22 protein-coding genes and 2 pseudogenes are annotated in these 26,785 nt (G+C 68.7%); 15 read left to right on the plus strand and 9 right to left on the minus strand.

Annotated elements, in window-relative coordinates; all coding sequences use genetic code 11:
- Positions 1-545 precede the first annotated feature (545 nt).
- The gene (locus ACH5AF_RS16015; RefSeq protein ID WP_398902252.1) at positions 546-1,211 is read right to left on the minus strand and encodes a DUF6420 family protein; all 666 of its coding nucleotides are present in this window, start codon (positions 1,209-1,211) and stop codon (positions 546-548) included.
- A complete protein-coding gene (locus ACH5AF_RS16020) occupies positions 1,208-1,450 on the minus strand; it encodes a Ku protein (protein WP_398902253.1) in 243 nt (80 codons plus the stop codon). Before ACH5AF_RS16020 ends, ACH5AF_RS16015 begins: the two co-directional genes overlap by 4 nt.
- A gap of 421 nt (positions 1,451-1,871) precedes the next feature.
- On the opposite strand from ACH5AF_RS16020, the pseudogene ACH5AF_RS16025 reads away from it, so the two are divergent.
- A pseudogene (locus ACH5AF_RS16025) lies at positions 1,872-2,075 on the plus strand (hypothetical protein); the annotation flags it as partial.
- A gap of 119 nt (positions 2,076-2,194) precedes the next feature.
- Here ACH5AF_RS16025 and ACH5AF_RS16030 read toward each other — a convergent pair.
- The 3 genes and pseudogenes from ACH5AF_RS16030 to ACH5AF_RS16040 all read right to left on the minus strand — a co-directional run bounded on the left by ACH5AF_RS16030 (position 2,195) and on the right by ACH5AF_RS16040 (position 6,490).
- Complete coding sequence (locus ACH5AF_RS16030; protein WP_398902254.1) at positions 2,195-3,046, minus strand: MBL fold metallo-hydrolase; 852 nt, start codon at positions 3,044-3,046, stop codon at positions 2,195-2,197.
- Between the two features lie 189 nt (positions 3,047-3,235).
- Positions 3,236-4,549 (minus strand): multidrug effflux MFS transporter, encoded by a 1,314-nt coding sequence (locus ACH5AF_RS16035; protein ID WP_398902255.1) that lies wholly within the window; start codon positions 4,547-4,549, stop codon positions 3,236-3,238.
- A gap of 277 nt (positions 4,550-4,826) precedes the next feature.
- Positions 4,827-6,490 (minus strand): annotated as a pseudogene (locus tag ACH5AF_RS16040) (alkaline phosphatase D family protein).
- A 126-nt stretch (positions 6,491-6,616) separates the two neighbouring features.
- On the opposite strand from ACH5AF_RS16040, the gene ACH5AF_RS16045 reads away from it, so the two are divergent.
- A complete protein-coding gene (locus tag ACH5AF_RS16045) occupies positions 6,617-7,375 on the plus strand; it encodes an SDR family oxidoreductase (protein WP_398902256.1) in 759 nt (252 codons plus the stop codon).
- 130 nt (positions 7,376-7,505) lie between these two features.
- Here the strand turns inward: ACH5AF_RS16045 and ACH5AF_RS16050 are convergent, their stop codons facing one another.
- Complete coding sequence (locus ACH5AF_RS16050) at positions 7,506-7,829, minus strand: nuclear transport factor 2 family protein (RefSeq protein ID WP_398902257.1); 324 nt, start codon at positions 7,827-7,829, stop codon at positions 7,506-7,508.
- Positions 7,830-8,408: 579 nt separating this feature from the next.
- Positions 8,409-9,038: a phytanoyl-CoA dioxygenase family protein gene (locus ACH5AF_RS16055; RefSeq protein ID WP_398902258.1), complete on the minus strand. Its 630-nt coding sequence runs from the start codon at positions 9,036-9,038 to the stop codon at positions 8,409-8,411.
- Between the two features lie 485 nt (positions 9,039-9,523).
- On the opposite strand from ACH5AF_RS16055, the gene ACH5AF_RS16060 reads away from it, so the two are divergent.
- The 9 genes from ACH5AF_RS16060 to ACH5AF_RS16100 all read left to right on the plus strand — a co-directional run bounded on the left by ACH5AF_RS16060 (position 9,524) and on the right by ACH5AF_RS16100 (position 19,875).
- Positions 9,524-11,596 carry an AMP-binding protein gene (locus tag ACH5AF_RS16060; protein WP_398902259.1) on the plus strand — a complete coding sequence of 691 codons (2,073 nt, stop codon included), beginning with the start codon at positions 9,524-9,526 and terminating at the stop codon, positions 11,594-11,596.
- Complete coding sequence (locus ACH5AF_RS16065; protein WP_398902260.1) at positions 11,593-11,862, plus strand: acyl carrier protein; 270 nt, start codon at positions 11,593-11,595, stop codon at positions 11,860-11,862. The genes ACH5AF_RS16060 and ACH5AF_RS16065 overlap by 4 nt, the downstream gene beginning before the upstream one ends.
- Positions 11,863-11,894: 32 nt before the next feature.
- Entirely contained in the window at positions 11,895-13,256 is a 1,362-nt protein-coding gene (locus ACH5AF_RS16070) for a B12-binding domain-containing radical SAM protein (protein WP_398902261.1), read from the plus strand.
- Positions 13,253-13,996: an SDR family NAD(P)-dependent oxidoreductase gene (locus tag ACH5AF_RS16075; protein WP_398902262.1), complete on the plus strand. Its 744-nt coding sequence runs from the start codon at positions 13,253-13,255 to the stop codon at positions 13,994-13,996. The genes ACH5AF_RS16070 and ACH5AF_RS16075 overlap by 4 nt, the downstream gene beginning before the upstream one ends.
- Complete coding sequence (locus ACH5AF_RS16080) at positions 13,989-16,262, plus strand: molybdopterin oxidoreductase family protein (protein ID WP_398902263.1); 2,274 nt, start codon at positions 13,989-13,991, stop codon at positions 16,260-16,262. Before ACH5AF_RS16075 ends, ACH5AF_RS16080 begins: the two co-directional genes overlap by 8 nt.
- A complete protein-coding gene (locus ACH5AF_RS16085) occupies positions 16,259-17,200 on the plus strand; it encodes an alpha/beta hydrolase (protein ID WP_398902264.1) in 942 nt (313 codons plus the stop codon). The genes ACH5AF_RS16080 and ACH5AF_RS16085 overlap by 4 nt, the downstream gene beginning before the upstream one ends.
- The gene (locus ACH5AF_RS16090) at positions 17,197-18,129 is read left to right on the plus strand and encodes a hypothetical protein (RefSeq protein WP_398902265.1); all 933 of its coding nucleotides are present in this window, start codon (positions 17,197-17,199) and stop codon (positions 18,127-18,129) included. The genes ACH5AF_RS16085 and ACH5AF_RS16090 overlap by 4 nt, the downstream gene beginning before the upstream one ends.
- Positions 18,130-18,625: 496 nt before the next feature.
- Complete coding sequence (locus ACH5AF_RS16095) at positions 18,626-19,258, plus strand: MAB_1171c family putative transporter (RefSeq protein WP_398902266.1); 633 nt, start codon at positions 18,626-18,628, stop codon at positions 19,256-19,258.
- A complete protein-coding gene (locus ACH5AF_RS16100; protein WP_398902267.1) occupies positions 19,255-19,875 on the plus strand; it encodes a hypothetical protein in 621 nt (206 codons plus the stop codon). The genes ACH5AF_RS16095 and ACH5AF_RS16100 overlap by 4 nt, the downstream gene beginning before the upstream one ends.
- 36 nt (positions 19,876-19,911) lie before the next feature.
- On the opposite strand, the gene ACH5AF_RS16105 is transcribed toward ACH5AF_RS16100, so the two are convergent.
- Both ACH5AF_RS16105 and ACH5AF_RS16110 read right to left on the minus strand, forming a co-directional pair.
- On the minus strand, positions 19,912-20,898 hold the full coding sequence (locus ACH5AF_RS16105) for an SUMF1/EgtB/PvdO family nonheme iron enzyme (protein WP_398902268.1): 987 nt from the start codon (positions 20,896-20,898) through the stop codon (positions 19,912-19,914).
- 21 nt (positions 20,899-20,919) lie between these two features.
- Positions 20,920-21,693: an aminotransferase class IV family protein gene (locus ACH5AF_RS16110; protein ID WP_398902269.1), complete on the minus strand. Its 774-nt coding sequence runs from the start codon at positions 21,691-21,693 to the stop codon at positions 20,920-20,922.
- 304 nt (positions 21,694-21,997) lie between these two features.
- Between ACH5AF_RS16110 and ACH5AF_RS16115 the strand changes: the two genes are divergently transcribed.
- From ACH5AF_RS16115 to ACH5AF_RS16130, 4 genes are read left to right on the plus strand one after another with little or no spacing between them, the layout of a single operon-like run.
- A complete protein-coding gene (locus ACH5AF_RS16115; RefSeq protein WP_398902270.1) occupies positions 21,998-22,678 on the plus strand; it encodes a class I SAM-dependent methyltransferase in 681 nt (226 codons plus the stop codon).
- On the plus strand, positions 22,675-23,991 hold the full coding sequence (locus ACH5AF_RS16120) for a N,N-dimethylformamidase beta subunit family domain-containing protein (RefSeq protein ID WP_398902271.1): 1,317 nt from the start codon (positions 22,675-22,677) through the stop codon (positions 23,989-23,991). The genes ACH5AF_RS16115 and ACH5AF_RS16120 overlap by 4 nt, the downstream gene beginning before the upstream one ends.
- Positions 23,992-24,004: 13 nt before the next feature.
- The gene (locus ACH5AF_RS16125) at positions 24,005-25,147 is read left to right on the plus strand and encodes a glycosyltransferase family protein (protein ID WP_398902272.1); all 1,143 of its coding nucleotides are present in this window, start codon (positions 24,005-24,007) and stop codon (positions 25,145-25,147) included.
- A gap of 45 nt (positions 25,148-25,192) precedes the next feature.
- Entirely contained in the window at positions 25,193-26,725 is a 1,533-nt protein-coding gene (locus tag ACH5AF_RS16130) for a hypothetical protein (protein ID WP_398902273.1), read from the plus strand.
- Positions 26,726-26,785: the final 60 nt, after the last annotated feature.

Consider the following 26,785-nt stretch of genomic DNA (forward strand, 5'->3'; position numbering starts at 1 on the left):
CCGGCCCGTCGGCCGCCCGCGCTGCCTCCGGCGGCACCGCTGCGGACACCAGCGCGCACACCACCAGTGCGGCCACCGCGCCCGCCGCACGCGTCCAGGGCACGGCTCTCCAGGGATGCATTGCGTCCTCCCGTCACACCAGCGCGCTCTGTGTGCGCGTCTGCCGAGACCGGGAACCTATGACGCCGTTGCGGCCTGACCTGCGTTCCACTCCGGGCGAGGTCCGCCAGCCACCCTGCCGGCCCAGCCCGCAATGATCCGATGGCGGGCAAGTCCGTACCGCCCGACCCGCCTGCGGCACTCCAACCCGCGTGCCGCCCTCCAGCGCCGGCAACACGGCCTGAGTCAGATGGTCCTGGGACCCGGCTCCCTGCAACTGGCAGCTCTGCCCGCCCGGGAGCAGGTTCTGGGCGCTCCGGGGCATCGAGACCGGCATCTTCCTCGTGCTGACCGCTCTCCTGCTCTACCTCGCCGTCCGCCACATCCGGCGCATCTCCTGAAGCGGCAGCGGCCATGCCTAGGGGCGGACTCGGAGGCGGTCTCGATCACGCCTTCGGGCCAGGGATTCGATACCGTCCACCGAAGCCAACGCGGGGCAAGCAGATCCCAGCTGTCCCGCGCCGCGTCTTACGCCGTTGCCGTCTGGGCACCTCGTCGGACGCGTCGCCCCCGACTGCGCAGGCCCCGCCACCGGCGTCGGCCGCCTGACCACCCTGGCGAAGTCCGCCCCGGGCCTGCGCGGCATCGACTCCTTCGTGTGGGTGGCTCTCCGGCCCTGACGGCCCTTCCGCGCCCTGATCAGACCCGCTGGGTCCAACAGGTTTATCCCGGCTCTGCCTGGTCCTCGTCCCGCGTCTTCGCTGGGCGCACCGGCCCGGCCAGCGCCTCGACCTCTCGCAGGAGCCGTTCGGCAGGGCGGTGTCGCCCAGTTCGACGGCGAGCGCGGCCCGCACGAAGGCTGTGAGGTCGATGCTGCCGGTCCGCAGCTGGAAGCTGCGCAGTACCGCTCTGGGGTCGGCGATGTGATGGCGGCACCCGGCGCGCAGGCAGTGCCCCTCGCCGGCCAGGGCCAGCCGCTCGAAGGCGTCGTTCTTCACCTCGGCGAGCTGAGCCGGGCGCCCCAGGTGGTCCAGCGTGATCTGGAAGTACGTGCCGGACTTCCCGACGGTGAGCCGTCCTTCCCCGGGTGTGAGGTGGCGGCCGAGGGTCACCGTGCCGTACGGGTGCAGCAGCGGCAGGCCGATCGCGAGCTCCAGTTCCCGGTCCGTGACCGGTGCCGAGGGGGCGATGTCGGCCCCTCGGCCCGGCAGAAGCGCCGGTGCTCGACCCGGGAGCCGTCCACGGTGTGGATCTCGTGGAGCCGTACCGGGTGCTCCTCGGTCGCCGCGTACAGGCGGACGGGCAGGGCGACCAGCCCGAACTGGATCACGCCGGACCACGTCGCCCTCATGTCTTCAGCGTCGGCCGCCGCTGCTCGCGGCGCATCTCAGGACTCCGAGCGCGTGGGAAAGTCCGGCGGAGCAGCCCACTACTGAGGTTTTCGGTTGGGGGAGACGTCATGCGGTGCCGAGATCAGTCCGGTCATCGTCACCCGAACCGAAGACGTCTGCCGCGTGCTCGCTCCTTGAAAACCGGCCACCCCCTGCTCAAGGGTGACCCCACACCTGCTCAGTGGATCTCCCCACCCATCCGGCACCTGACCTGCGGACGGGTCCCACAAGGGGGATCGCCGAGATCAGCCCGAAGGGGCCACGGGATGATCTTGAAGCCCTCAGGGCACAGCCGGTTCAAGCGGCTGATCACAGCGCAGGAGCTGCATCTGTTCTTCGTGCCGACTCGGGTGTTTCCCGAAGCTGGAGGACGTCCCGGAGATGGTGGTGGACTTCGTTCGGCGGGCGGTGGACCTGCCAGAGGGCACGTTGCCGCTGTACCGGGCGGTGAAGACGCCAAGAACCACCGGGGCCGGTGCGGCACGGGTGGGCCTGGTCCACGACCAGGCCGAGGCCCGTCGGATCGCCGAGACGTCGATCCGGAGAGAAGCAGCGGCGAAGAGCCGTCCGGACGACCTCATCAACATCGCGCTGGAGAGAATCGTGGGGGCCGGGCTGGAGCTGCCGGCGTCCTCCGCCCTCGACGGCACTACGCAGTACAACCGGCCGAGGAAGTCCGCGCAGAGCCCGACCCAGGACGTCCGTCACGTGGCCGATGGCCGTGGCTGTTCGGGCGGGACCGAGCTTTCGGCCATCGCCATCCACTGGTCGAGGTCGGCCTGTGTGAACTCTGGCCAGGCCGGAATCTCAGGCAGTTGGCGGAGAAGATCGAACGCCTCCGCGATGTGCGGCCGGCGGAGCACCGGCGAGTGGCAGCCGGCGATGACCTCGGCGTCCAGCCGCTGGAACTCGTCCACCACTGCCCGGAACTTCTGGCCGTCCAGCAAGGCGACCCAGGGCGAAACCAGCCGCCCGCCGAAGAATTGCCCGTCGCGAAATTCATCCGCAGACAAGCCGGCAATTTCGGGCAGGGGAGTGGGCACGTTCGTCGCGAAGGTATCCACCGCCCACAAGACGTTGGTCTTCGTGTCGAAGAGGGCGCGGGTTGTCGGGTTGTCGTACAGGGGCGGCCGTTTGGCCACCAGGGTGCGGTCACCGACGTCCACCGTATCGCCGTCGATCATGAAACGGCACCGGTTGATCGGTGTCTCCCACTCCTCGGCCATGCGCCCGATCGAGAACCAGGTCGTCAGCAGTGTCGCGTTCGGGCATTCGGCGAGGACAGCCAAAAGGTTGCCGGCGTGATCACGATCGTCGTGGGTGAGGAAGATCCACCGCACGTCCAACGGATCTACCACGGACCATGCAGCCTCCAGCCACTGGGATCGCACCGCCGGCGCCCCGGTGTCCACGAGCACCGGTTCGGATCCCCGGATCACCATCGAATTCATCGGGAAGTGGCCGACCGGCGGAGCCTCCAAGGCCCACGGGATAACGAATGTCTCCTCGGCGATCCTGTGCGGCTGCAGAAGATTGAAGGTTTCCGTAGTCGTCATCGCTGCTCTCCCTGGAGTGGAGTTCGGCCGCAGCGCCTCTTAGTCCAGTCCAGCCCCATGCCACGCCTGCGTCAAACGCAGGACAGACGCGCTGACGACGGATGCGTCCGCGCAGTGAACCGGGCGGGCCCCAGGTCGTGTCCGCGGGGCTCACACGCCGCCCCGGCGCTTGAGTACCGTCCGCGGGGCTCATACGCCGGACGACTCGGACCTCTCCCGCCGCCACGGACGGCACAGACCCACGAAGCAGGCCATCGCCGCCAGCCCGCAGCACAGCTGGACGACGGCCATCGGGACCGCCGTCGCCTCGCCCGCGATGCCGACGAGGGGGGACGCCACCGCGCCGACGAGGAACGACGCCGTGCCGATGAGGGCGGAGGCGGAGCCCGCCGCGTTCGGGGTGCGCAACAGGGCCAGCGCGTTGGTGTTCGGAGACACGAAGCCCATCGCCGCCGAGAGGACGAACAGGCCCGTCGCGACCGGGACCAGACCCGTCTCGCCGAGAACGCCCGCCGTCATCAGCAGCAGCGCCGTCGCCGCGAGTGCCATCACCGTGAGGGCCACCGCGACGACCTTGTCCAGACGGACCCGGCCGACCAGCACCTTGCCGTTGATCTGACCCGCCACGATCATGCCGACCGCGTTGACGCCGAACAGCAGGCTGAACATCTGCGGCGACGCCCCGTAGATCTCCTGCATCACAAACGGGGACGCCGAGATGTACGCGAACAGAGCGGCGAACGCGAGCCCGCCCGTCAGCACGTAGCCGGTGAAGACCCGGTCGGCGAGCAGTCCCCGCATGGTGCGCAGCGCCTCGACGACCCCTCCCTCGTGGCGCCGTTCGACAGGCAGCGTCTCGCCCAGCCACTTCACCGCGACGAGGGTGAGCACCAGACCGACGGCGGCGAGCACGACGAAGATGCCGCGCCAGTCGGTCAGTCGCAGCACCTGCCCGCCGATCAGCGGTGCGATGATCGGCGCCGCCCCCGAGATCAGCATGAGGGTGGAGAAGAACCGGGCCATCTCGATGCCGTCGTAGAGGTCGCGGACCACGGCGCGGGCGATGACGATGCCGGCGGCGCCGGCGAGACCCTGCAACAGCCGGACTCCGATGAGGAGTTCGGTGGTGGGGGCGAGTGCGCAGATCGCGGTGGCGACGACGTACACGACCATGCCGATCAGCAGCGGACGCCGGCGTCCCCATTTGTCGCTCATCGGGCCGACGACGAGCTGACCCATCGCCATGCCCGCGAGGCACGCGGTCAGCGTGAGCTGCACGGTCGCCGCGGGTGCGTGCAGGGAGTCGGTGACCTCGGGCAGCGCCGGGAGGTACATGTCCATGGACAGCGGCGGCAGTGCGGTGAGCCCGCCCAGCACGAGGGTGATCACGAGTCCGGCCCGGCGGGCCGGGGCGGCGGCGGCACGGGGCTGCGTTGCCAGGGAAGACGGTGCCGGATCGGTTCGGGGGACGGGTCCTCGTTCGCTCTGACCGCTCTCCGACATCACCACTCCGTTCCTGGATTCAACGAACTATGCTCTCAGCCCGTCCGTTCGGGCGAGACCCCAGACCGTGGACTTCGTCACTGGGCCGCTTCCGGTACCGCGGAATGTGCGTCATGACACAGGAGTGGCTTGCGATGAACGGGACCGTGCGGTGGGGCGTGCCGGTGACCGGCGGGCACGCTCGCCGTGCTGCGGACGCTCGACGCGGTACGGGACCGCATCAGCGTCCACCACCCCGGATGTCCCCAATGTCCGTCATGTCCCTGGTGGATGAGTGTCAGACCTGTTGGAGGCCGGGGTTGCCGGCCTCGGTCACGAACGACGCGGACGTGGTGATCGCACCGCCGGGCACGGTGACGCGTTCCATCGAGCGGAAGTCGGCGCGGGCATGCTCCTCGCCGAGGACGACGGTCACATAGCCGCGCCGCCCGTTGCAACCTCATGTGCGGGTTGTCCCTGGTGTAGGTCTCCGAGGTGGCCGGCCGGTCCGCGCCGTCCTTGCCGCTGGAGACGGATGTGGCGACGATCTCGGTGCCGCCGGGCTTCGCCCCGGGCGTCTCGTAGTCGCGCTTGATGTCGTAGGCGTACGCGACATGGACGTCGCCGGTGAGGACCATCAGGTTCTCGATGCCGGCGGACGCGGTGCCGTCGAGGACTCGGTCGCGGGAGGCCGGGTAGCCGTCCCAGGCGTCCATGCTGACCCTGGCCGGCTCGCTCAGATCCAGCTTGCGCTGCGCGAAGTTGACCTGCTGCGGCACGACGTTCCACACGGCGTCGGAGGCGCGCCAGCCGTCGATGAGCCAGCGCTCCTGCGTCCCGCCGAGCATGGTGCGCGACGGGTCCTCGGACTCGGGTCCGGGCACGTGCGCCTTGTCGTCGTACTTCCCCCTACGCCCTGGCGGGCGTGGGAGGTACCCCCAGTCCGAGCGGTACTGGCGGGTGTCGAGGACGTCGAACTGCGCGAGCCGCCCGAAGTGCAGCCGACGGTAGAGCGTCATGCCGGGGCCGGTGGATCGCTGAGGTGCGCGCAACGGCTGGTTCTCCCAGTACGCGCGGTAGGCGGCTGCCCTGCGCAGCAGGAACTCCTCCGGCGGCACGTCGTTCTCGGGCGTCTCGTCCGCGTAGTTGTTCTCGGTCTCGTGGTCGTCCCAGGTGACGACGAACGGGTGGGCCGCGTGCGCGGCCATCAGGTCGGGGTCGGACTTGTAGAGGCCGTGGCGCAGCCGGTGGTCCTCCAGCGTGACCGTCTCGCGGTTGAAGTGGGCGGGCAGGCGGCGGTCGGTGTAGTTGCGGGCGCCGCCGACGGCGTTGACGGCGTACTCGTAGAGGTAGTCGCCGAGGTGGAGGACCACGTCGAGGTCCTCGTCGGCGAGGTGGCGGTAGGCGGTGAAGTAGCCGTCGTGGTACGCCTGGCAGGACACGGCGGCCAGCTTCAGCTCACTGATCCGGGCGCCGCGGGCGGGCGCGGTGCGGGTGCGTCCGCCGGGCTGATCCAGTGCCCGGCGCGGAAGCGGTAGTGGTAGACGCGGTCGGGGTCGAGGCCGGTGGCCTCCACATGGACGCTGTGGTGGAACTCCGGGTGGGCGGTGGCGCTGCCGCGCTTGACGATGCGGGTGAAGCGGGCGTCGTGCGCGAGTTCCCACAGCACGGGGAAGCGGACCTGCGGCAGACCGCTGCCGGGCTCGTACGGGCTGGCCGCGAGCCGCGTCCACAGCACGACGGACGAGGGCTCGGGGTCACCGGAGGCGACGCCCAGGGTGAACGGGTCCGCGGTGATCTTCCGGGTGTCGCCCTCGGCGGCGTGCGCGGTGCCGGGCAGGCCGATGCTGAAAGCAGCGCGGCTGCCGCGGAAGTGACGGTGAGGAAGGTGCGACGGCCCAGGTGCCGTGCGGCCGCCGCTCTGAGCTCGGGTGCGTGGTCGGGATGCGACGCGCGTGTCATGTGGCCCTCCCCTTACGGCTGTTGTCAGTCGCATTGGAGTGGCCGGTGACGAATCAGCGTTGTCGGAGACACAACGTCCGCATGGCGGTCGGATGAGTTCCGTGTACGGCACGTACGCTGCGCCCCATGAACGCTGCACGGAGGATCGCGGTGGTGACGGGCGCGGGCTCGGGCATCGGCCGCAGCGTGGCACTGGAGTTGGCCGCCGCCGGATGGGCGGTGGCGTCGGCCGGCCGTCGCGCGGAGGCGCTGGAGGAGACGGCGGACCTGGCCGGACCGGACGCGGACCTGGTGCCCGTGCCGACGGACGTGACCGACCCGGACGCCGTGGCCGCGCTGTTCACGACGGTCCGCGAGCACTACGGCCGGGTGGACCTGCTCTTCAACAACGCGGGCACCTTCGGCCCCGGGGGCGTCCCCTTCGAGGACCTGCCCCACTCCGCGTGGACCAAGGTGGTGGACGTCAATCTGACGGGCGCCTTCCTGTGCGCGCAGGCGGCGTTCCGCCAGATGAAGGAGCAGACTCCGCAGGGCGGCCGGATCATCAACAACGGCTCGATCTCGGCGCATGTGCCGCGCCCTCACTCGGCGCCGTACACGGCGACGAAGCATGCGCTGACCGGGCTGACGAAGTCGATCTCGCTGGACGGGCGGCCGTACTCGATCGCCTGCGGCCAGATCGACATCGGCAACGCGGCGACGGAGATGACGCGGGCCATGCAGTCGGGCGTGCTCCAGGCGAACGGCGAGCTGGCGGCCGAGCCGGTGATGGACGCGGCCGATGTGGCACGGACCGTACGGCACATGGCGGAACTGCCGTTGGAGGCGAACGTGCAGTTCGCGACGGTGCTGGCGACGAACATGCCGTTCATCGGGCGCGGCTGAGCGGGGCCGGTGGCCGGTGCGGTCTCGGGCCCGGCCGACCAACCGGTGCGGGCTCACGCCTGGCCGACCAACCGGTGCGGGCTCACGCCTGGTCGCTGGCCGGGCCCGCTGTCCGCCGCCTGGCGCCGGCTCAGGCCTGGCCGGTCTCGAAACGCTCGACCTTGCCGTCCTGCACGGTGAACCGCCACGCGGTGCGCATCTCGCCCCAGGCGTCGTTGCGGTAGCGGGCGACGAGACCGAGCCCGTCGGCCGTCTGCCTCTCGACGTCCATGTGACCGTTCGACGAGAAGATCTCGCGCTCGGTCCAGTCGCCGATGTCCCGCTCGCTGCCGTCGTCGGACATGGTGGCGCCGGGCGCGAGCGCGGCCTTAAAGCTCTCGCGGTCGTGCGCGTTGAGGGCACCGACGAAGGCACGTACGGCGGGGTCGGTGAGCTTGTTCACTGCGATGGGCATGAGGGGCGGTCCTTCCCGCTCGGGATGAGGGTCGCTCCATCCGTACACCGCCCCGCCGCGCGGCACCTTCCGGCATCGGCCACTCGGGGCGGCGACGCGGTCCGGGCCGGTGATCGCCGTACCTGCGGTGCCGGCGTGGTCCCGGACGTACGCCGCCTGCATGGGCGAAGCCCGCCATGAGCCGGACGCGCCTCAGGCGGAGATCCTCGCCGCTCGGCGGAAGGGGACCACTCGGCGAGCAGGCCCTGGCCGGTGGGACGCGCACTCCGCACGCCCGTCTGCCCGAATCAGTCGGTGCCGGTCCGGTCTCGGCCACGTCTGTAGGGCGATACGGGCAAGCCACAGGGTACGCAGCCGAATCCGGTCCTGGTTCCAACACGCGGCCCAACGATCAGTGCTCCACTGCTCTCCGAGCCCCTCCGGCACGGAGAGATCGATGAGGTCGTCAGCCGCAGAAGACGGTGAGCGCGACCGATGTCGCCGTCCGGGGCTACGCCGTGGCAGCCGGACATCCGCTGGGGGCGGATTCGACGGCAGCCGCGCCGGCTCGGGGCGGGCCGGCAAAGTACAGGCCTCCACTTATACGTAGGGGGTCTCCATCTGTGTGAGGGTGCGGATCCGAGCCCGCGGGTCCGGCGACCGTCGGGGCGGTGGAAGGCCGACGGCCTCGTCGAAGATGCGCTCCCGGTGCGAGCCGCGGACGAACTTCATGCAGCCGGTCCGCTTGGTCGCCGGGGTGAAGGTCGTCCACACTGTGATGTCGATGTACGCGTTCCAGTCCGTCTCCGTCGGCAGCCGCTGGGGCTTGCCCGTGGCGTAGCTGTAGTCGCGGACCTGGTGCCATTCGGTGCCTCGGGAACCGGGGAACTTGGCGAAGAACTCGGTGCGCCACGACAGCACGTCCGGCCCGAGGATGGCGTTCAGGTACTTGAGGATCGTCGGGTGCGTGACGTGCCGCGACGGCTCCGGGATGTCCAGGTGGCGGTCGTAGTTCATGCTGTTGTGGAACACCGAGTGGCTGGTGTCCTGATTCTTGACGCGTACCTCGCGCAGGATTTCGGCGGCCTCCTCCGGCGCGTAGAGCTTGACCGGGCCGATGAATCCGTCCCGCTCGAAACGCGTGATGTCGTCCTTGACGTCCTCGGGGACAATCACTCCCTCGGCAAGTGCCGCACCAGAGCCCGCCGGCCCGATCTCAGTCTCGGTCATCGTGGCGTCACGTCCTTTCAATGATTGCTGAACAGGCTCGTCGAAGTCGTTGTGCCACACGGCCGTAGATGGCCCGAACACGCGGGGGAGGCCGATGCGTCATCATGGAATCGACCAGTGCTGCAGGAACTTCTGGTGCCTTCCGCGAACTATCCTCGGTGGGACGGTCCTCGCCTGGTCCTCGCCGTGTCCTCGCGGCGTTTCCCGGGGGTTCACAGGGCTCCCCGTGGGGCAACGCGACCTTTTGCGCCAACAATCCACCTCGCCTGGAAGCGGGTTGACAGCCCGTCATCGAGCGTCGATGCTGGCGGCATTCGCGGTGCGGGCCCACGGGCCCATCCCACTCATCGCTGACTGAAATTCTTCGCAATGCCTCTTGGGGGCTTCATGCTCCTTCTTCACTCATTGATCGGGGTGAACAGGAGAAAGTACTCACTGATCGGCGAAAGTCCTTACGGCACACACATGACAGGGGGCGAATTTCGTTGGCCGAAAGCTCGACTTTCGCGGAAGTCTTCGCATCATGGACACGCGAGGACCGTGCGCTGCATTTCCCCGGGGACAGCCAGGAGGAGGCGATCTCCTTCGCCGACCTGGCCGACCGCACGGAGGCGCTCGCGTCTCGCTGGACCTCGCTCGGCCTCTCTCCCGGTGACCGGGTCGTCCTGGTCATGGCCGATGCCCGGCAGTTCATCCTCGCTCTCGGGGCGGCGCTGCGCACCGGGCTGGTGACCGTACCGGCCGCGCCGCCCTCGCTCACCAGTCGCGGGGACGCCTACCGAGAGGGCCTGCGCCAGATCTGCCGGGCGTCCGGCGCTGCCCTGTGCCTGACCGGCGATGTCTTCACCAGCTTCCTGCGGGAGCTTCCGCTGCCCTGCCGAGTCCTGCCCTTCGAGGCGCTGGCCGACGCCCGGCCCGGACCGACGATGCCGCTGCCTGCCCCCGAGGACCTCACGCTGATCCAGTTCACCAGCGGCAGCACGGGCAGGCCCAAGGGAGTCGCGGTCGAGCACGGCCGACTGCTGGCGCACGTCCGGGCCCTGTCCGCAGCGCTCGCCGTGGACACGAACACCGACCGGGGCGTGTCGTGGCTGCCCTTCCACCACGACATGGGGCTGATCGGAAAGATCTTCACCCCCATGCTCACCCAGACCAGCACCTGGTACCTGCCTCCCCTGAACTTCGTCCGCGACCCCGTGGGCTTCCTACGGCTGATGAGCGACGTGCGCGGCACCATCTCCTTCGCCCCGAACTTCGCCTACGGGCTGCTCGCCGCCAAGGCCGCCAAGACGCCGCCGCAGGGTCTGGACCTCTCGGCCTGGCGGATCGCCGGCTGCGGGGCGGAGCCGGTGTCCGTCGAGACGCTGAAGCGCTTCGCCGCCGCCTACGAGAGCAGCGGCTTCCGGCCCGAGGCACTGCGGCCCTGCTACGGCATGGCCGAGGCCACCCTCGCGGTGTCCCTCGCCCCCGCGTCGACCGGGCTCACCACCACGGTGGTGGACGCCCGTCTCCTGGCGGAGGAGCGCAGGGCCGTCCCCGTCACCGCCACCGCGGGTGAGGGCATCGAACTCGCCTCCAGCGGGCGCCCGCTTCAGGGCACCGAACTGCGGATCGTGTCGGAGGACGGACAGGAGCTGCCCGAGGGCCACGAGGGTGAGGTCACGGTACGCAGCAGCCACATGGCGCTCGGGTACTACGCCGACGCGGAGCTGACCGGGCAGACCTGGAAGTACGGTCGGCTGCACACCGGCGACCTCGGGTTCCTGCTGGCCGGCGAACTCCATGTGACCGGTCGGCTCAGGGACCTGATCATCGTCAACGGCCGCAACCACCAGCCCCACGACATCGAGCAGCAGGTCGAATCGGTCCCCGGGATACGGCCCAACGGATCGGTCGCCGTCGCGGTTCGGCACGGCGACACCGAGGCCCTGCGCATCGTGGCCGAGGCGAGGAGCTACCCGCCGCCCGAGGGACTCGTCGACCGGGTGGCCGGACGGGTGCGGGAGCAGTTCGGCATCCCTGTCCACGATGTCACCATCGTCCGCAAGGGCACGCTGCCCAAGACGAGTTCGGGCAAGAAGCAGCGCCAACAGACCGCGGTCCTGCTCGAAGCGGGCACCCTGGGTGAGGTCACCCCGGCGCCGCGGCCCGCCACCGCACCGCAGAAGCGGTCGGCCGCCGCGCCGCAGGAGCGGCCCGCCGCCGCGCCGCAGAGGCGGTCCGTCCCGGCCGCCGGAGTCTCGCCGGTGCCGGCCATCGGCAGCCGCTACGTCGTCCGGCCAGGCGACACCATCACGGAGATCGCGTTCATCGCGTACGGCGACGCCCGGCGCCACCAGGAGCTGGCCCTGCACAACAAGGACGTTCCCGGCTTCAAGGCGGCCCGGCTGGCGGTCGGCATGGAGATCGACATCCCCCAGCCGGACTATCTGCCGATGCCCCGCGGGCTCGGCGGGCTGCGCGGCGGTGTCGGCAAGTCGTTCGCCGTCCGGCCGGTCAGAAAGCCGACCCCCGCGGTTCAGGAAATGGGCAGGAGCGAGGAGGGACGGGAATCATGACAACGGAATCGCACGCGCGGCCGGAAACTCCGGACCAGGTGCTGCTCGCCATCCAGAAGGTCATCTCCGAGGTGGCCAAGATCGAGCCGGCCGAGATCCAACTCGACAGTCCGGTCACCGGACTGCGGAACGTGGACTCCATCCTCCTGCTGGAAATCCTGGTCAGGACCGAGATGGAGCTGGGCATCGAGATCGACGAGCAGGACCTGTTCGACATCAACACCGTTCGGGACTTCGCGGCATTCTGCCGCAAGGCCACCGCCTGACCGACTGACACAGCCGATACCGGAGTGGTCTCATGGCACGCAAGCGCAAACTGCTCCTCATATCACCGACGGCCTCCTTCTTCGGCCGGAACGCAAACCACCAGAAATTCAAGCGGGAGTGTCGCGAGTTCCAGTTCTTCGACTACACCTGGACGGGATTCGCCACCGGCCTGCTGATCGTCGGGGCACTCACCCCGCCTTCATACGAGGTCCGCTATGTCGACGAGAACATCGAACCGGTCGACTTCGACGCCGACGCCGATCTCGTCGCCCTGACCGGGATGACCGCGCAGGCGGACCGGATGTACGAGATAGCGGCCGAGTTCCGAGCCCGGGACATCCCCGTCGTCGCCGGCGGCCTGCACGCCAACCTGCTGCCGCACGAGGTCATGCGGCACGTCGACGCGGTGTGCGTCGGCGAGGCGGAGGCGGTGTGGCCCGAGGTGCTGCACGACTTCGAACAGCGGCAGCTCAAGCCCATGTACCGGCAGACGAAGCGCACCGACATGCAGGCAGCGCCACAGCCGCGGTATGAGCTCGCCCACGAGCGCTACTACCCCAGCATCTGGGTGGAGACCTCCCGGGGCTGCCCGCACAGCTGCCGGTTCTGCGCCGCGACCATCCGCTACCGCGACAAGCTGGGCTACAAGTCGATCGACCAGGTCATCGCCGAGGTCGAGGGGGTCCGCGAGCGCTGGGACAGCCCGTACGTGCTCTTCTCCGACGACAACTTCGTTGTGGACCGCAACCGCACCCGGGAGCTCCTCACGCGGCTCAAGCCACTCGGGATCAAGTGGAGCGGACAGTCCGACGTGTCGTTCTACAAGGACCCGGAGATCCTCGACCTCATGCACGAGAGCGGCTGCATGACGATGCTCATCGGTTTCGAGAGCGTCTCCCAGGACACCCTCGACGGAATCGACGAACGCAACTGGAAGTACCGGGCACTCGGCAAGTACGTCGAGGCCACCAAGACCGTTCAGGACCACGGGATCGGGGTGTACGGCGCCTTCTCCCTCGGCCTGGACACGGACACCAAGGACTCCTTCGAGCAGACGTCACGGTTCATCAAGGACAACTACCTGGCCGGCGTCCAGATCTCCTGTGTGACCCCGTTCCCAGGGACTCCACTGCGCGACGACATGGAGGCGGAGGGCCGGATACTGTCGGACAAGTCCTGGTCGTACTACACCGTCTTCGACGCCTGCTTCCAGCCACGCAACATGACGGCGGAGGAGCTCGAGGAGGGCACGCTCAGCGTCTACCGGGACTTCTACAGCCGCGAGTTCTCGCTCGCCAAGACCCGGCACTTCAAGTCGATCTACCGCAACCTCGTCCGTAAGAAGAGCGAGCGCGAATCGGCGCTGGCCACCGCCGGCCGGAGGATGGTGTGAGGGCGATCGTCATCGGGCCCGGCGGCCTGGGCATGGAGGTCGTCCGGGCCCTGACCGATGCGGGCCACGAGGTGGTGGTCGGCCTGCGGGGCGATCCGGACGCGCTGCCCGGGCTCGGCGTCAAGAGCCACCGGGTCGATGTGACCGACTCCCGGTCGTGCAAGGAGTTCATGGCGGCCGTCTGGAAGGACGTCGGCCCCTGCTCGGCCATCGTGAACTGCTTCGGCACGATCGAGGAGGCCCCGCTCGTGGGCTCCTCGCCCGAGCACCTCGAGCGCCTCCTCAAGGTCAACGTGGAGGGCGTCGCCCATGTGTGCCGCGCGGCCGCCTTCCGGCTGATGAAGAACGGCGGGGGGACCATCGTCAACGTCGGCTCGGCGGTGTCCCGGGCCGGAGTCCCGGGCCTGAGCGGGTACGCCGCCTCCAAGGGGGCGCTGTCCAGCTACGGCCGCGCTCTCGCGGCGGAGCTTGCCCGCTACCGCATCACCTGCAACACCGTGCTGCCCGGCTTCATCGACAGCGGCCCCACGGCACAGCGGTCCGACGCCTGGAAACGAACGGTGGCCGAGCACATCCCGCTCGGCCGACTCGGAACGCCCGCGGATGTCGCCGCCCTGGTCACCGCCCTGGTCTCGCCCGCCATGTCGTACGTCACCGGCCAGGAGTTCGTCGTCGACGGCGGCTGGACCCTGGGCTCCGCCACCCTGGCCAGGGACCTCCTGGAGGCGGACCGTGGCTGAGACGGCGAGGAAGACCCTGTGCACCTTCTGCGGAGTCGTGGACCAGGTCACCATCGACGGCGGCGGACGGGTCAAGGCGACCGGCAGCCTCGGGGTGTGCGTCAAGGGCGCGCACTACTTCCAGAAGCACCTGAGCGCCGACACCACCGAGGTCGCCCGCTTCACCAGCCCGCTGCTGCGCACGCCGTACGGCTGGGAGCAGATCTCCTGGGACTACGCCATCGACATGGTGGCGGACACGGTGCTGGCGGACCGCCAGGAGTTCGGCCGGGACGCCCTCGCCTGCTACGGCGTGGGCCAGATGACCCTGGAATCGCTGTGGGTCGCCAAGAAGTTCTTCCAAGGGCACCTGGGCACCAACAACATCTGCTCCAACGCCGAGCAGTGCCTGGCGAACAACGCCGGCGGTCATGAACTCGTCTTCGGCAACGAAGGCCCCTTCGCCTGCTACGACGACTACCGCAGCGCCGACGCCATCTTCTTCTACGGGCACAACCCGGCGATCAACCACCCCACGGTCTTCCAGCGGTACGTACGGCGTAACCGCGACGCCGTGAAGGTCGTCATCGATCCGCGCCGCACCGCCACCGTCGAAAAGCTCCAGGCGGACAACCCCGACAACATCCACCTGCCGATCCGCAGCGGCAGCGACGTCCTGCTGAACCTGCTGTTCGCCCGCCACCTGCTCGACCGGCACGCCGTGGACCGCGACTACATCTCCCGCGCGGTGGACCGCGACAGCGTCGACGCGTTCCTGCGGATGGTCGCGGACGGGCCCTTCTCCCTCGACGAGGTCCTCCCCCGCATCACCCCCGCCGGCATGCCGTTCGAGGAGATGCACTCCCGCGTGCTGCGCGCGTGCCTGCTCTGGGAGAGCGACCGGGTCGTCACCACCAGCTCGGTCGGGATCAACCAGACGGTCGGCAGCAGCGGCGTGGCCTCCATCCTCAACCTTCATCTGCTGACCGGCCAGCTCGGCGCACCGGGCCGGGGGCACGTACGGCTCGCCGGACAGTCCAACGCCTCGGCGGAGCTCGCCATGGGCTACTCGGGTCGGCTCCTGCCGTTCCGGATGAGGCTGTCGGATCCGAAGCACCGCGGGAGGATGGCCGAGCTGTGGAAGCTGCCCGCTTGGAAGATCAACCCGGCGCAGGGGCTGCCGGTCGCCTCATTCGCCACGTCCGAGCGGCTGCGGACGATCTTCGTCTTCGGCACCAACCCGGCGCGGAACTTCCCCAACCTCGCGCAGTGGCGCGAACGCATGATGGACCTGTGCGTGATCTACGTCGACTCGTACTACAACCCGGAGATGCTGGAGTACGCCGACATCGTGCTGCCGTGCCGCACCAAGCACGAAACCTCGGGCATCTTCCTCAACGGGGAGCGCCGGCTGCAGTACATGGAGAGCATCGATGAGCCGCCGTTCGAGGCGTGGAGCGACGTGCGGATCGTGTCCGCCGTGGCCCGCCGGATCGCCGAACGCCTGGACGGAGCCGAGCCGCCGGACGTCACCGAGCTGTCCGCGGACCAGCTCGACGACCTCGTGGCACGGGGCAACCGCGACCTGTCCGCCCGGGCGCTGGACGAGGAGTTCGACTACCCGGTGGACGAGTACGGCGAAGTGCTCAGCGAGCCGGTGTGGGAGGAGATCCGGACGGCCTCACGCGGCTTCTACAACGAGTTCGCCGACGGCGACGGCCGGCCGATCTCCCTGGCGGACATCCGGTCCGGCGAGGGGGTCCAGTGGGGCGGTGAGCGCCGCTACGTCCGTACCGACCCCGACGACGAGGTGTCCTTCCCGGGGGTGTTCGCCGCCGATCGCCACCGGGCACGGTTCCACCTCCCGCCGGCCGAGCGGCTCATCCCGTTCAGCGAGCGCAACGACCGGGAGTTCGTGCTGATCACGGGCCGTGGCGGCATGGGGTCGAGGTCCCACCGCCGCGATGTGGCGATGTTCAACTCCGCCACCGCCACGGGAGAGTCACTGTGGCCCAGGGCCAACAGCGTGTACGTCAACCCAGCCGATGCCGACCGGCTTGGTGTCACGACCGCGCAGCAGGTCCGGCTCACCAATGACATCGGCTCCCTCATCTGCCCGGCGGAGCTGAGCGCCGACGTCCCCGCGGGCCATCTCTACCTGACCTTTCATCCGGATCGGGCGGGTACCCACCCGAATCTGCTGACCAGCTCGGAGGAGTGCGACCCGCACACCTGGCAGCCCCTGCTCAAGGACACCCAGGTCGATCTGGAGTGCCTCGCCCCATGAACCAGGAGCACACCACGGGCCCCGGCTACCCGTTCCGCCTCTACCGCCGCTTCCGTACGCCCGCGCGGGCGCCGGAGTTCGAACGGCCGGAGGACCACCGGCTGACCCCGCGGCCGTTCCAGGTCGAGACGGCGGACCGGGTGACCATCAGGGGGTGGGCCTTCGAGCCCGACGCGCCCTGGGGTGTCGTCATCCTCTGCCACGCGCGCAGTGCCGGCAAGTCCCGAGTGCTGAGGCAGGCCGCGCTGCTGCACACGCGCGGGCTGACGGTCGTCACCTTCGACTTCCGTGGCTGCGGGGAGAGCGATCCGCCGCCCCGGGCGTCCGGGATCAGTCTGCGGGCCCCGCTGCACGACCTGGAGGCCGTCGCCCGCCACGTGCTGCGCGAGCATGGGGACGACGAGGTGCTGCGGCACCGGATCGCCCTCATGGGCTGCTCCTTCGGGGGCAACATGGCGATCGCGCACGCCGGGACGGCCGGCCGTCACTACCCCGCCGTGATCCTCGACTCCACGCCGCTGGTCCGCTGGCAGGACATGCTGCGCACGCTGCTGCGCGACGAACGCCGCGGCAGCCGGGCACCCCGGCTGCGGGCCGCCCTGGACCACGCGGTCATCCACGCGGTGGTGCTGCGCACCCGCGCCGAGGCCCTGTACCGGCAGGCCCAGCGCTCCGCGCGCAACCTCGGCCGGACCGACCTGCTGCTCATCGTCGGTGAGCGCGACACGTTCTTCGACATCGAGGAGGGCTGCCGGTTCCTCGACCGGCACTACGCCGGGCACCGTGAGGTCTGGCGCGTCCGGCGGGGTCGGCACCTCACCAACCACCTTGTGGATCCCGAGGGTTACGGAGACAGGATAGTTACGTTTCTCCGCTCGGCCTTCACCGGAACCGGCCCGTCCGAGCTCCGGGCCACCAACACGCAGGAGCCACGATGACAGCCGCCCAGCCCGCCGGAACGGACACGACGGCCGAACAGGCCGACTCGGTCGTCACCCGGAGCACCAGGGCTCTTGAGGTACCCGACCTCGATGCCCGGTTCCGCCTCAAAGTCCGCTCCCTGGTCGCCTGGTTCACCCCCTTGATGTACGAGGGCTTCAGCCGCCGGGTGGATGTGGCGGCGCTGCGCGGCCGGGGCATGGTCTCGGTGGTGACCTACCTGGACTTCCGCCGCGGCGACCTCGCGGCGGCGGTGGCCGCGCCGGTGCACGCCACCGTCGAGACACGGCACAGCGAGCTGGCGGGCGTGGGGCTGGACCGGCCCGCCACCCGCCTGGGCTTCGACATCCGGTACTCCTTCGCCACGCCGCCGGGGGCGGGTGAGCCGCGCCGGTACCGCGAGCAGCTGTCGGCGGAGCCCCTCGACTGTGGTGCGGGGCGCGTCGTGCTCACCCTGCTGAACCCTGACGCGCCACCCGCCGAGCGCCTCGTCCGTGAGCCGCAGGCGGAGCTCGGCCACCTGCGGCTGCACGTGCTGAAGGAGCCGCACCCGACGGTCGAGTCGCTGAGCGAGCGGAACCCCGGCTTCGTCGAGGCGGCCGGCGCGCCGACCGAGGTCCAGGGCCGGTTCGGGCTCCAGCACACTGATGTGAACCAGTACGTCTACACCGGCGAGTACACGGCCGCCATGGAGGACATGGCGACCCGGCTGGCGGCCGACGCGGGCCTGCCGGCCGATCGTCACGCCATCGACCGGATCGCCGCGGTGTTCAAGGCACCCTTCTCCGCCGGGGACAGCTACGTCGTACGGGGCCGCCTGTTCCACGACGGCGAGCGGACCGTCACCCTCGTCGGTATCCACTTCGCCGGGCCCGACGGGCCACGGCAGCGGCCGGCCGTCTTCGGACGGGTCGAAGGGGCATGCTGAGAGTGCGGTCCCCCCACGGCACGAGCGATGAGGAGAGAACATGGCCAAGCCCGGCACTCGCGTCAACATCGCCGAGAAGCTGGCGAAGGTGACCGGACACTGGTCGCCGAAGACGGTCCGGCTGGCCACGAACGCGTGCCCGGGAGATTCGCAGGCGGCGGCTTGTCGTGGAGGGGGCAGCTCCGCACCGCACCGGCTTTCGCCCTGGTTGCCGCTGCGGATGGCCGCGCCGACGAACCCGGCTCCGCCCAGCAGTGCCACGCCGGAGGCGGTGCGGCTGGTTGTGTGCTGCGCCCGCTGCCCATGGGCGTTCCTCATCCATCCGAACCAGCCGGAGGCATCGCCCGCCCCTCCGCTCCAGGGACCTTTTCAGGGACTTTCAGCGCTGTCTGAGGGACTTCGGAGGGACTTTTCGCCGCCTGACGCAGCAAGCCCGCGAAAGATCGGAAAGGGCCTCCGACGCAGGTCAGAGGCCCTTTCCGAGGCAAAGCCGCAGGTGGCGGCAGACGAGTCGGGCTGTACGCGCTACTTCGGCCACACAATCCTTGGCGAGAGCCTTGACCACACCACGAGCACGCTCTTCCTCGTCGTCTCTGTATTGCTCATCCTGGCCGGCAGCACTCTCCCGGCGCTGACCAAGATCCGCAACTGGTCCGCGGACCGCCGAAACCTGCTCCGGCTCTACCCGCTGTGGCACCGCCTCACCGACGCGGTCCCCTCCGTACGACTCGATCCGCCCCGCAGCCGAACCGTGGAACGGCTCGACCCCCGCAACCCCCATGGTCGCCTCTACCGCCGCACCATCGAGATCCGCGACGCCGCTCTCGCCCTCAGCGACCATGCCCCCGCGGAGATCCGGGCGCAGGCCCAGTCGTACGTGGTCGCAAGCGGACTGATCGGCACCCAGGCCGACACCGCCGTCGAAGCCTGCTGGCTGGAGGTGGCCCGCCGCTCCCGGCTACGCGGCGAGGACCCCACCAACAAGCACCACCGGCCCGCCGGCGGCGGCCGCGATCTCGCCAGCGAGATCAGCGCCCTCAGCCAACTGTCCGCCGCCTACCACTCCGACCTCACCCACTCCTTCGCCGAAGCGACGGATCGCACCCGTACGCTGGAGACGCAGCCATGAGCACGTTCACGCCCCCCGCCCCGCCCAAATACTCCGAAGCCTCCACGTTGGTGAAGGCAGCGAAGCTGATCACGGACGTGCTCGCGCCCGCCAACCTGGTGATAGCACTCCTGCTCCTCGTCGGGTGGCACAGCACCAACAACTTCGCCGGGGTCGCCTGGGGTCTCTTCGGCGCGCTGTTCTGCGGCATCATCCCCATCACCATCGTGCAGCTCGGTGTAAGGCGTGGCCGCCTGACCGACAAGCACGTCCGCGTGCGCAAGCAGCGCATCGTGCCGCTCGCCGCCAGCCTGGTGTCCGTCGTCGTCGGCATCGTGCTGCTGTACGTCCTCGGCGCACCCAGCGAGGTCTCAGCGCTCGTCGTCGCCATGCTCGTGGGCCTCGCGTCCACCCTCGCGGTGACCGTCTGGTGGCAGATCTCCGCGCACAACGCCGTCGCTGGCGGCACCGTCATGATCCTGCTGCTGGTCTTCGGCCCGGCGGTGCTGCCCGCGATCCTGATCGTGCTGGCCGTCGGCTGGTCCCGTCGGGTCCTCAAGGCCCACACCCTGGCCCAGCTCTGCTGCGGCACGGGGTTGGGCGCCGTCGCCGCCGTTGTCTTCACCCTGCTCCGCTGACAGTGGCCGCGACCGCCAGCTGCTTCACGCCCGGCCTCAGCCACCCACTAGCGCTCGGACCGTGGCCTCAGCTACGCAGCACCGAAAACCGGTGTCGTCGTCGAGCATCTCGGCTGCGGCGTCGTTGAATACGGCAGGGGTGGCCCGAGAGAAGGGGCTGGTCCAGGCTCCTGCCTTCAACTCATAGCGTCCCGGCCCGGATCTCGTTGCGCACCATTCCCAGGTGTTTCCGCAGAGATCGTAGACGCCGTAGGGCGAGACGCCGCTGTGATACCGGCTGGCCGGTGTCGTTGAACCGATACCGCTCTCACGAGAGTTGCACTTGGCCGGAGTCGGCTGATTCCCCCACGGGTACGTGTTGCCGCGCGTGCCACGGGCGGCCTTCTCCCACTGCTGCGCGCTGGGGAGTTCCTTGCCCGCCCACGAAGCGTAGGCCGCCGCGTCGTGCCAGGTGACGAAGACGACTGGGTGGTCGAGGATGCTCTCCGGACACCTGCCCCTGCGCCAGTGCTGCGGTGGCTGATGCCCAGTGGCAGTGACGAAACGGGCGTAATCATTGTTGGTTACCGGATACACATCCATGTAGAAGGCGGGCAGCCAGATCGGCTTGTTCTGCTCACCGGACAGAAAGGTGCCTGCCTCCACCAAGGCCATCTTTTTACCATCGCTGGGATGCCGCACTTGGTCCTGCGTGGGCTGCAGCCCCTGCCCCGCAGCCCCTTGCGCCGGCAGGACGGTACCCAGCGAACTGGCAAGGCTGGCGAATCTCTCATGGATGTCCGGGGCGCATCCGGCGAGGAAGGTGTCCAGCGCCGCTTGGTTCACCGGACGGAGCTTGATGGTGTCCTTACGCTGCTCCCACTTCGAGACCATTCGGTCGCTCACGCCCAGGCGGGCAGCAAACTCCGCGGTGCTCATACGTGACGCTTCACGTAAGGCCCGAACCTCCAGCCCGGACCACTGCTCGACTGTTGCCAACCCACGACTCCCCGTAACTGAATCCGTGCTGGCCAGCCTATCCACCGAGCGGTGGTCCCGCGGCGGTTACAGCAGTTCTCCGGGCACATCCATGTACTGCTTGCGAAGAGCGTCAACGATCGTGTGGGTTTCGGGGATGGTGTTTTCGTCAACACAGCTGACTGCCCGGACTCCAACGGCAGCGTTGGTCGCGAAGATGGCCTTCATGCTCGGGATGTCGGCGAGCCTGACGGGCCGTGTGTCGTGCTCGTGGGCTTGCTTGAGCAGTTGCATCGTCACCCCGACGAGGCAGTCGGCCTCAGGCCAGACCACGTGGTCACCGTCGAAAAAGCCGATGTTCCAGGTGCCTCCCTCCGAGATGACTCCCTGCGCATCGGTGAAGAGCGCGTCATCGAATCCGTTGAGCTGCGCGGTGCGGCGATGGTGGAGACTTGCGAAGAGGCCGACGCTCTTCACGCTCGGCACGTCTCGAACGTACGTCGTCGACTGAGCCCGGAGCGCAGGCAACGGGAGGCGGGCCGCCGACCTGGAAGTCACCAGCACATGAGGGTCGTTGGCTGAGCTGGGATGCCCCAGGTCCAGGCCCGGATCGAAGACCGTCACTCGGACGGTGATCGATCCACCGGATGGCACGGCTCGCCGGGCCAGGTCCCGAACACGCTCAACGTCCAGCTCAGTCCCAAAGAGTGCCTGGCAGTCACGCGTGAGTCGCTCCATGTGCAGCGACAGCCCACGCACGCGCCCGTCGTCGACGCGCATCGAAGTGAAGTGCCCGTAGTTGGTCAGGGCCAGGTTCTTGAGCTGGTCGACCTCGACTGGTTTTCCATTCAGTTCTGCCATGCCCGTCAGCATGGCATCGCAGGGCGAGCCACCAAGAACGAAGGGCCTGGTGTGGCCCCTAAGTTCGGTGAAAGTTCGGTCCTGGGGCGGTCAGAGGACATTCCTCACGCCCCACCCAAGCGGTCAGTCTTGTGACGCGCCACTGAGACCCATGCCGGCGTTCACTGCCCGGTGACTGCACCGCCTGCTGACGGTGAGCGAGCTGCTCCGCAGGCCATCAGTCTATCGCTGGCGTACCTCCCCCAAATCTCCATCGCGTTCTCCGCCGACCGTCTACGGCCTGCGCGACGCAAGAGAGGCCACGATGCACAGCACCACCAGAGAGCATGACTCCGAGCAGTCCGATTGGTCGCGGCGCCAGATCGCCTACTACCGCGCACGGGCCATCGAGTACGACACCTCGTATGCGGAGCGGATGCACCTACCGCAACTCGCGAAGGTCCTCGACACGCTGCCCGTGACCGGCCGCGTCCTGGAGATGGCGTGCGGTACCGGGCAGTGGACCATGCTGCTCTCCGACCGCGCGAGCAGCCTGACAGCGCTGGACGCCGCACCGGAGATGCTGGATATCGCCCGCGGCCGAATGCAGGGCACGACGACGCGCTTCATCGAGACAGACATCTTCAGCTGGGAGCCGGACCGCCAGTACGACACCGTCTTCTTCGCCTTCTGGCTCAGCCACGTGCCGCCGGCTGAGATGGAAGCGTTCTGGGATCTACTGAGGTGGGCGCTGGCCCCAGGTGGCTGCGTGGTCTTCCTCGACGACTCCCATGCGAAGGCGGAGATCGAAGAGCTGGTGGTCGAAGCTCAGGTACCCACCGTGCGCCGCAGGCTCTCCGACGGATCTCAGCACCTCACCGTAAAGGTGCTCTACGACGCTGCCAGTCTCACCAAGCAGCTGAACAACCTGGGCTGGGAAGCCCACATCGAGCAGGTCGATCCGTACCACTTCAGCGGCATAGCTCGCCCCAGGGAGAGCGAGTGACCGCCATCAACGGATATCCCGCGCGACCGAGCGTCCGCGCCGGCGAAGTAATCCGGCTGCATGTCGCCACATCGGCCCCCCGGTTCCACGTCGACTTCTACCGCTGGGGAACGACTCCGCGACACACCGGACATGTCGAGTGGCCCGGACAAGCAGCTACGCCGGGGCGGTTCGACGCGGACTGGCAGTGGCCCGTACACGAGTTCCGCGTACCGCGCGACTGGCAGTCCGGGGTCTACATCGCGGTCCTGAGCGTGGAGCCGACGTCCGACTCACCGGCCCTGGACTCGCGTGAGGCCAGGATGCTGCTGGTCGTCACACCGGCCGTTCCTTCGGGCCGAAGCGTCCTCTACAAGATCCCGACCTTCACCTACCAGGCGTACACCACGGCAGGCGGAGGCAGCCTCTACAGCGCCTCCCGCGTGACACTGCGCCGCCCCGGAGGCGGTGTCGGAGGCCCGGTCAAGGGCCTGCCCGACCCGTACGACAGCTCGTCCCCCCGGCAGACGTTTGCGCACTGGGACGCGCCCTTCATCTCGTGGATGGAGGGGAACGGCATCGAGGGCGACTACTGCACGGACCTGGACCTCCACGAAGGCCGGCACCTGGACGACGGTTACCGCCTTCTGGTCTCCGCGGGACACGACGAGTACTGGAGCGCTGAAACGCGCCGGAACGTCACCGCGTTCCGGGACGCCGGTGGCAACATCGCCAACTTCGGTGCGAATACCTGCTGGTGGCGGGTGAGGGTCGCCCCGGACGGCGGCGGACTGGACTGCACGAAGTTCCCTCCTGGAGCCCCCGCCGGAACTGATCCGGACAGCTCGTACGACTGCCCGGACCACTGGTGGGAGCAAGAGCCTGAGAACGCCCTGCTCGGCGTGAGCTACCGAGGCGGCGGTGGTCACTGGGACGGTCCGCGCACGCCGCTTGGTTTTACGGTCACAGACGCGGGCCACTGGGTGTTTTCCGGAACCGGCCTGAAGACCGGCGACGTACTCGGCCGCGAGCGTGCCCTGGTCGGCTACGAGTGCGACGGCGCCGCCTATGAGATCGACGCGCGGGGACGCCCCCGCCCGACGGGCCAGGACGGAACACCGAAGGACTTCGAGATCCTCGGCATCGCCCCGCTGCCATCCGACTGGAACTTCGCGGCACGGGAGCCGATGACCTGCCGTCGCGCGGCCACCCTTGGCCTCTACACCGCGGCCGGCACGGTCTTCACCGCTGCCACCACCGACTGGCCTCGCCTGCTTGCCACTGACCCCCAGGTCGAGGCCATCACCCGCAACGTCATCACCCGACTCTCCTGACGAAGGGATCGTCGTGTCTAAGTACGTACAGCCGCTCAACGTGATCATCGGCGTCAATGGCATCGGTATGGGGCACTCCGTCAGACAGAGCGTGATTGCCCAGTACCTCCGCGACCGTGGGCACCAGGTGCGGATCGTCACCAACGGCTCCGCCCGGGTCGAATACTTCCGGGACCTCGGCTTCCCCGCGTGGGACGGGTGGATGCCGACCCTCATTGCCCGCGGCGACCGCATAAACGGCAGCGACGCCGTACGCTCCAACATCCGGCAGACGCCCGCGGGCATCGCCCAACACCTGCGCCTGCGCCGGATTATCCGGCGCACCGGTATCCCGGACGTGTTCATCACCGACTACGAGCCCAACACCCCACGCCTCGCCTACCACTTCGGCAAACCGCTGATCTCCGTCGACCAGCAGAGCAAATACCGGCACCTCAACCTGCCGACCGTCGGCCGATACGCCCGCACCGCCGACGAGCAGCGACTGCGCTACTTCACGCCCCACGCCCAACGATCCTTCATCTGCTCCTACGTTCCCCTGGAGGCCGACGACGGCACGCTGGAGTTCATCGCTCCAGTCGTCCCTGACCTGGTCCGCTCCACGCCGGTCACCACCGAGCCCCTCGCCACAGCCTACTTCTCGCGCTACTTCGACCACGGCCCGGAGGAGTCCGTCCGTACCCTCGCTGAGGTCTTCCGTCAGTACGTTCCCGAGCGTGCGCTGCGTATCTACGCGCACTCCGACGAGATCGAGAGCCTGCGTCAGTACGCCGACGGAAAGATCGAGATCTGTGCCTTCGACCGCGAGGCATTCATCGCCGACATGGCGCGATCCGAGGCAGTCTTCTCCAACGCCGGCTTCAACCTCATCAGCGAAGCCTTCGTCCTCGGCAAGCCGGTGCATCTGGTGCCACTGCCCACGTACGACCAGCACTGGTGCGCCAAGGTCGTCCACGAGGCAGAACTCGGCACCACCGCACCGCGTATCGACCGCGAAGCGATACTCGACTTCCTGAACCGCAGCCGGGAGCTTCGCAACAACGTCGTACGCCACCGGGACCAGCACCTCACGTCCGACCCCCGGGTGCGGATCGCCTCCTACATGGAGAGTCTGCCCGTGGCGAGTGGGCGGCTCCTCACCCCGTCCGCCCGGTAGGCGGTCATGGAGATCGCTCCGCTCAATACGTCTATCGACACTGCGGTGGCCGTAGTCGCAGTCATCGCCTGCTACCGCTTCGTCGTCTCACCCGCCGTACGAGCCCTCACACAGCAGCCAAGGGTTCTGCGAGCTGCGATCTCTGCCATGGTGCCCGCGGTGTTCCTCGCGTTCCGCCCGCTTCCTGAGCCCGGCCCGTTCCGCTGGTTCACGGTCTTCGTGGTCGTGCTACTCACATGGCAGGGCACCACCAGCGACTACGACGCGACCCAGCCCATCGGGCCACAGCGCCGCGACAAGCGGCTGCTGCTGCTCCTCGCGGCCGCCTCGTGCTTGTGGACGCCTGCCCTGCTGCCATGGCTCGCCGTGTACTGCGGCACACTGCGTGGCTGGAGGCATCACTCAATGATGCCCCTACGCCTGCTCAAGGCATACCTAGCGTGGTTCCTCGCCACGCTGCTCCTCGGCCCCCGGATCTCCGTGCCAGCGTTGCTGCTGGTGCTCGGCTGCGTCTCGCTCTCGCACTACGTCAAACCGGCCTGGAGCAAGGTCCGCCTGGGGCCGCGCCCGTGGTCGTGGGCCTGGCACAACCGTACCCACTACCTCATCGCCTCTGCATACTCGTGGGGCTGGGCACGGTTCCTGCCCGCCGAGACCATGGCCCGCCTGCTGCGCAGGGCGCAGGTCGTCGACCGACCAGTCAACTTCGTCACGATGGCCGTCGAGTCTGCCGGACTGATCGCCTTCCTCGACCGCCGGCTCCTGATCGCCGTCCTGATGGCGAACGTCCTCTTCAACATCGCCGTCGCGCTCGCCTCAGGGATCCTCTTCTGGGAGAACATCATCACCAACACCGCCCTGGCGATCACTGTGACGCTGCTTCCGGACACGAGCTACGACGTGGCGTTCGGCTGGCCCGCTGCTTTCGTCGCGCTGGTGGTGCTCCTGCTCAGTGCCGCCGACCTTCTGTGGCAGCCCTGGCACCTGGGCTGGTGGGACTCCCCCTTCACCGCCCGCATGCACTGGCAGGTAGAGACCGTCTCCGGCACGAAGCTGGGTCTCTACAACGACTTCATGTGCCCGTACGAGCGCGAGTTCGGCCGCGTCCTGGGCTACTTCCTCACCGCGGAGCCCATCCTTCACGGCCACCTCGGCATCGTATGGGACCGACAGCTACGTGATCGCCTCGTCCAGGCGGACGGCAACCGCGACGAACTGCGCACCCTCAAGCAGACCTACGGCCAGGTGCAGGCGGACGAGGAGCAGGCGCGCGACCACATCGCATTCCTGACCTCGATGTTCACCCACCTCAACACCGGCACCCCGAAGGGCCCATTACCTCGATCACTGCGCCGCCTCAAGGCCCCCGGCGGCCAGCTCTACCAATGGGGCGACCTACCTCCCTACCGCGGCGAGGAGCCGGTCCGCCGCATCACCATCCGCTACCAGGAACGCTGCTACCGCCCGCGCACTGGTGACTTCGTCCTGCTCACCGATCACACCGTGCAGGAGATCGAACTCCTCACACCCAACCCAGACCACGGGAGTCTCAATGACGAAGTCAAGCCGCCTGCGTGACCGGCGGGGCGGAGGTGAAGACCCGTCCGTCACGCAGAAGTGCCCACAGAACGCTCGCTC

Origin of the sequence: Streptomyces sp. NPDC018833, from assembly GCF_044390825.1 — a bacterium.
Lineage (GTDB): Bacteria > Actinomycetota > Actinomycetes > Streptomycetales > Streptomycetaceae > Streptomyces.

What these genes read in the sequence shown, in the direction of transcription:
- ACH5AF_RS16020 (WP_398902253.1), bottom strand. Translation starts at nt 1,450, where the DNA reads ATGAGGGCGACGTGGTCCGGCGTGATCCAGTTCGGGCTGGTCGCCCTG.
- ACH5AF_RS16045 (WP_398902256.1), top strand. Translation starts at nt 6,617, where the DNA reads ATGAACGCTGCACGGAGGATCGCGGTGGTGACGGGCGCGGGCTCGGGC.
- ACH5AF_RS16035 (WP_398902255.1), bottom strand. Translation starts at nt 4,549, where the DNA reads ATGTCGGAGAGCGGTCAGAGCGAACGAGGACCCGTCCCCCGAACCGAT.
- ACH5AF_RS16090 (WP_398902265.1), top strand. Translation starts at nt 17,197, where the DNA reads ATGACAGCCGCCCAGCCCGCCGGAACGGACACGACGGCCGAACAGGCC.
- ACH5AF_RS16030 (WP_398902254.1), bottom strand. Translation starts at nt 3,046, where the DNA reads ATGACGACTACGGAAACCTTCAATCTTCTGCAGCCGCACAGGATCGCC.
- ACH5AF_RS16050 (WP_398902257.1), bottom strand. Translation starts at nt 7,829, where the DNA reads ATGCCCATCGCAGTGAACAAGCTCACCGACCCCGCCGTACGTGCCTTC.
- ACH5AF_RS16055 (WP_398902258.1), bottom strand. Translation starts at nt 9,038, where the DNA reads ATGACCGAGACTGAGATCGGGCCGGCGGGCTCTGGTGCGGCACTTGCC.
- ACH5AF_RS16115 (WP_398902270.1), top strand. Translation starts at nt 21,998, where the DNA reads ATGCACAGCACCACCAGAGAGCATGACTCCGAGCAGTCCGATTGGTCG.
- ACH5AF_RS16100 (WP_398902267.1), top strand. Translation starts at nt 19,255, where the DNA reads ATGAGCACGTTCACGCCCCCCGCCCCGCCCAAATACTCCGAAGCCTCC.
- ACH5AF_RS16110 (WP_398902269.1), bottom strand. Translation starts at nt 21,693, where the DNA reads ATGGCAGAACTGAATGGAAAACCAGTCGAGGTCGACCAGCTCAAGAAC.
- ACH5AF_RS16085 (WP_398902264.1), top strand. Translation starts at nt 16,259, where the DNA reads ATGAACCAGGAGCACACCACGGGCCCCGGCTACCCGTTCCGCCTCTAC.
- ACH5AF_RS16065 (WP_398902260.1), top strand. Translation starts at nt 11,593, where the DNA reads ATGACAACGGAATCGCACGCGCGGCCGGAAACTCCGGACCAGGTGCTG.
- ACH5AF_RS16070 (WP_398902261.1), top strand. Translation starts at nt 11,895, where the DNA reads ATGGCACGCAAGCGCAAACTGCTCCTCATATCACCGACGGCCTCCTTC.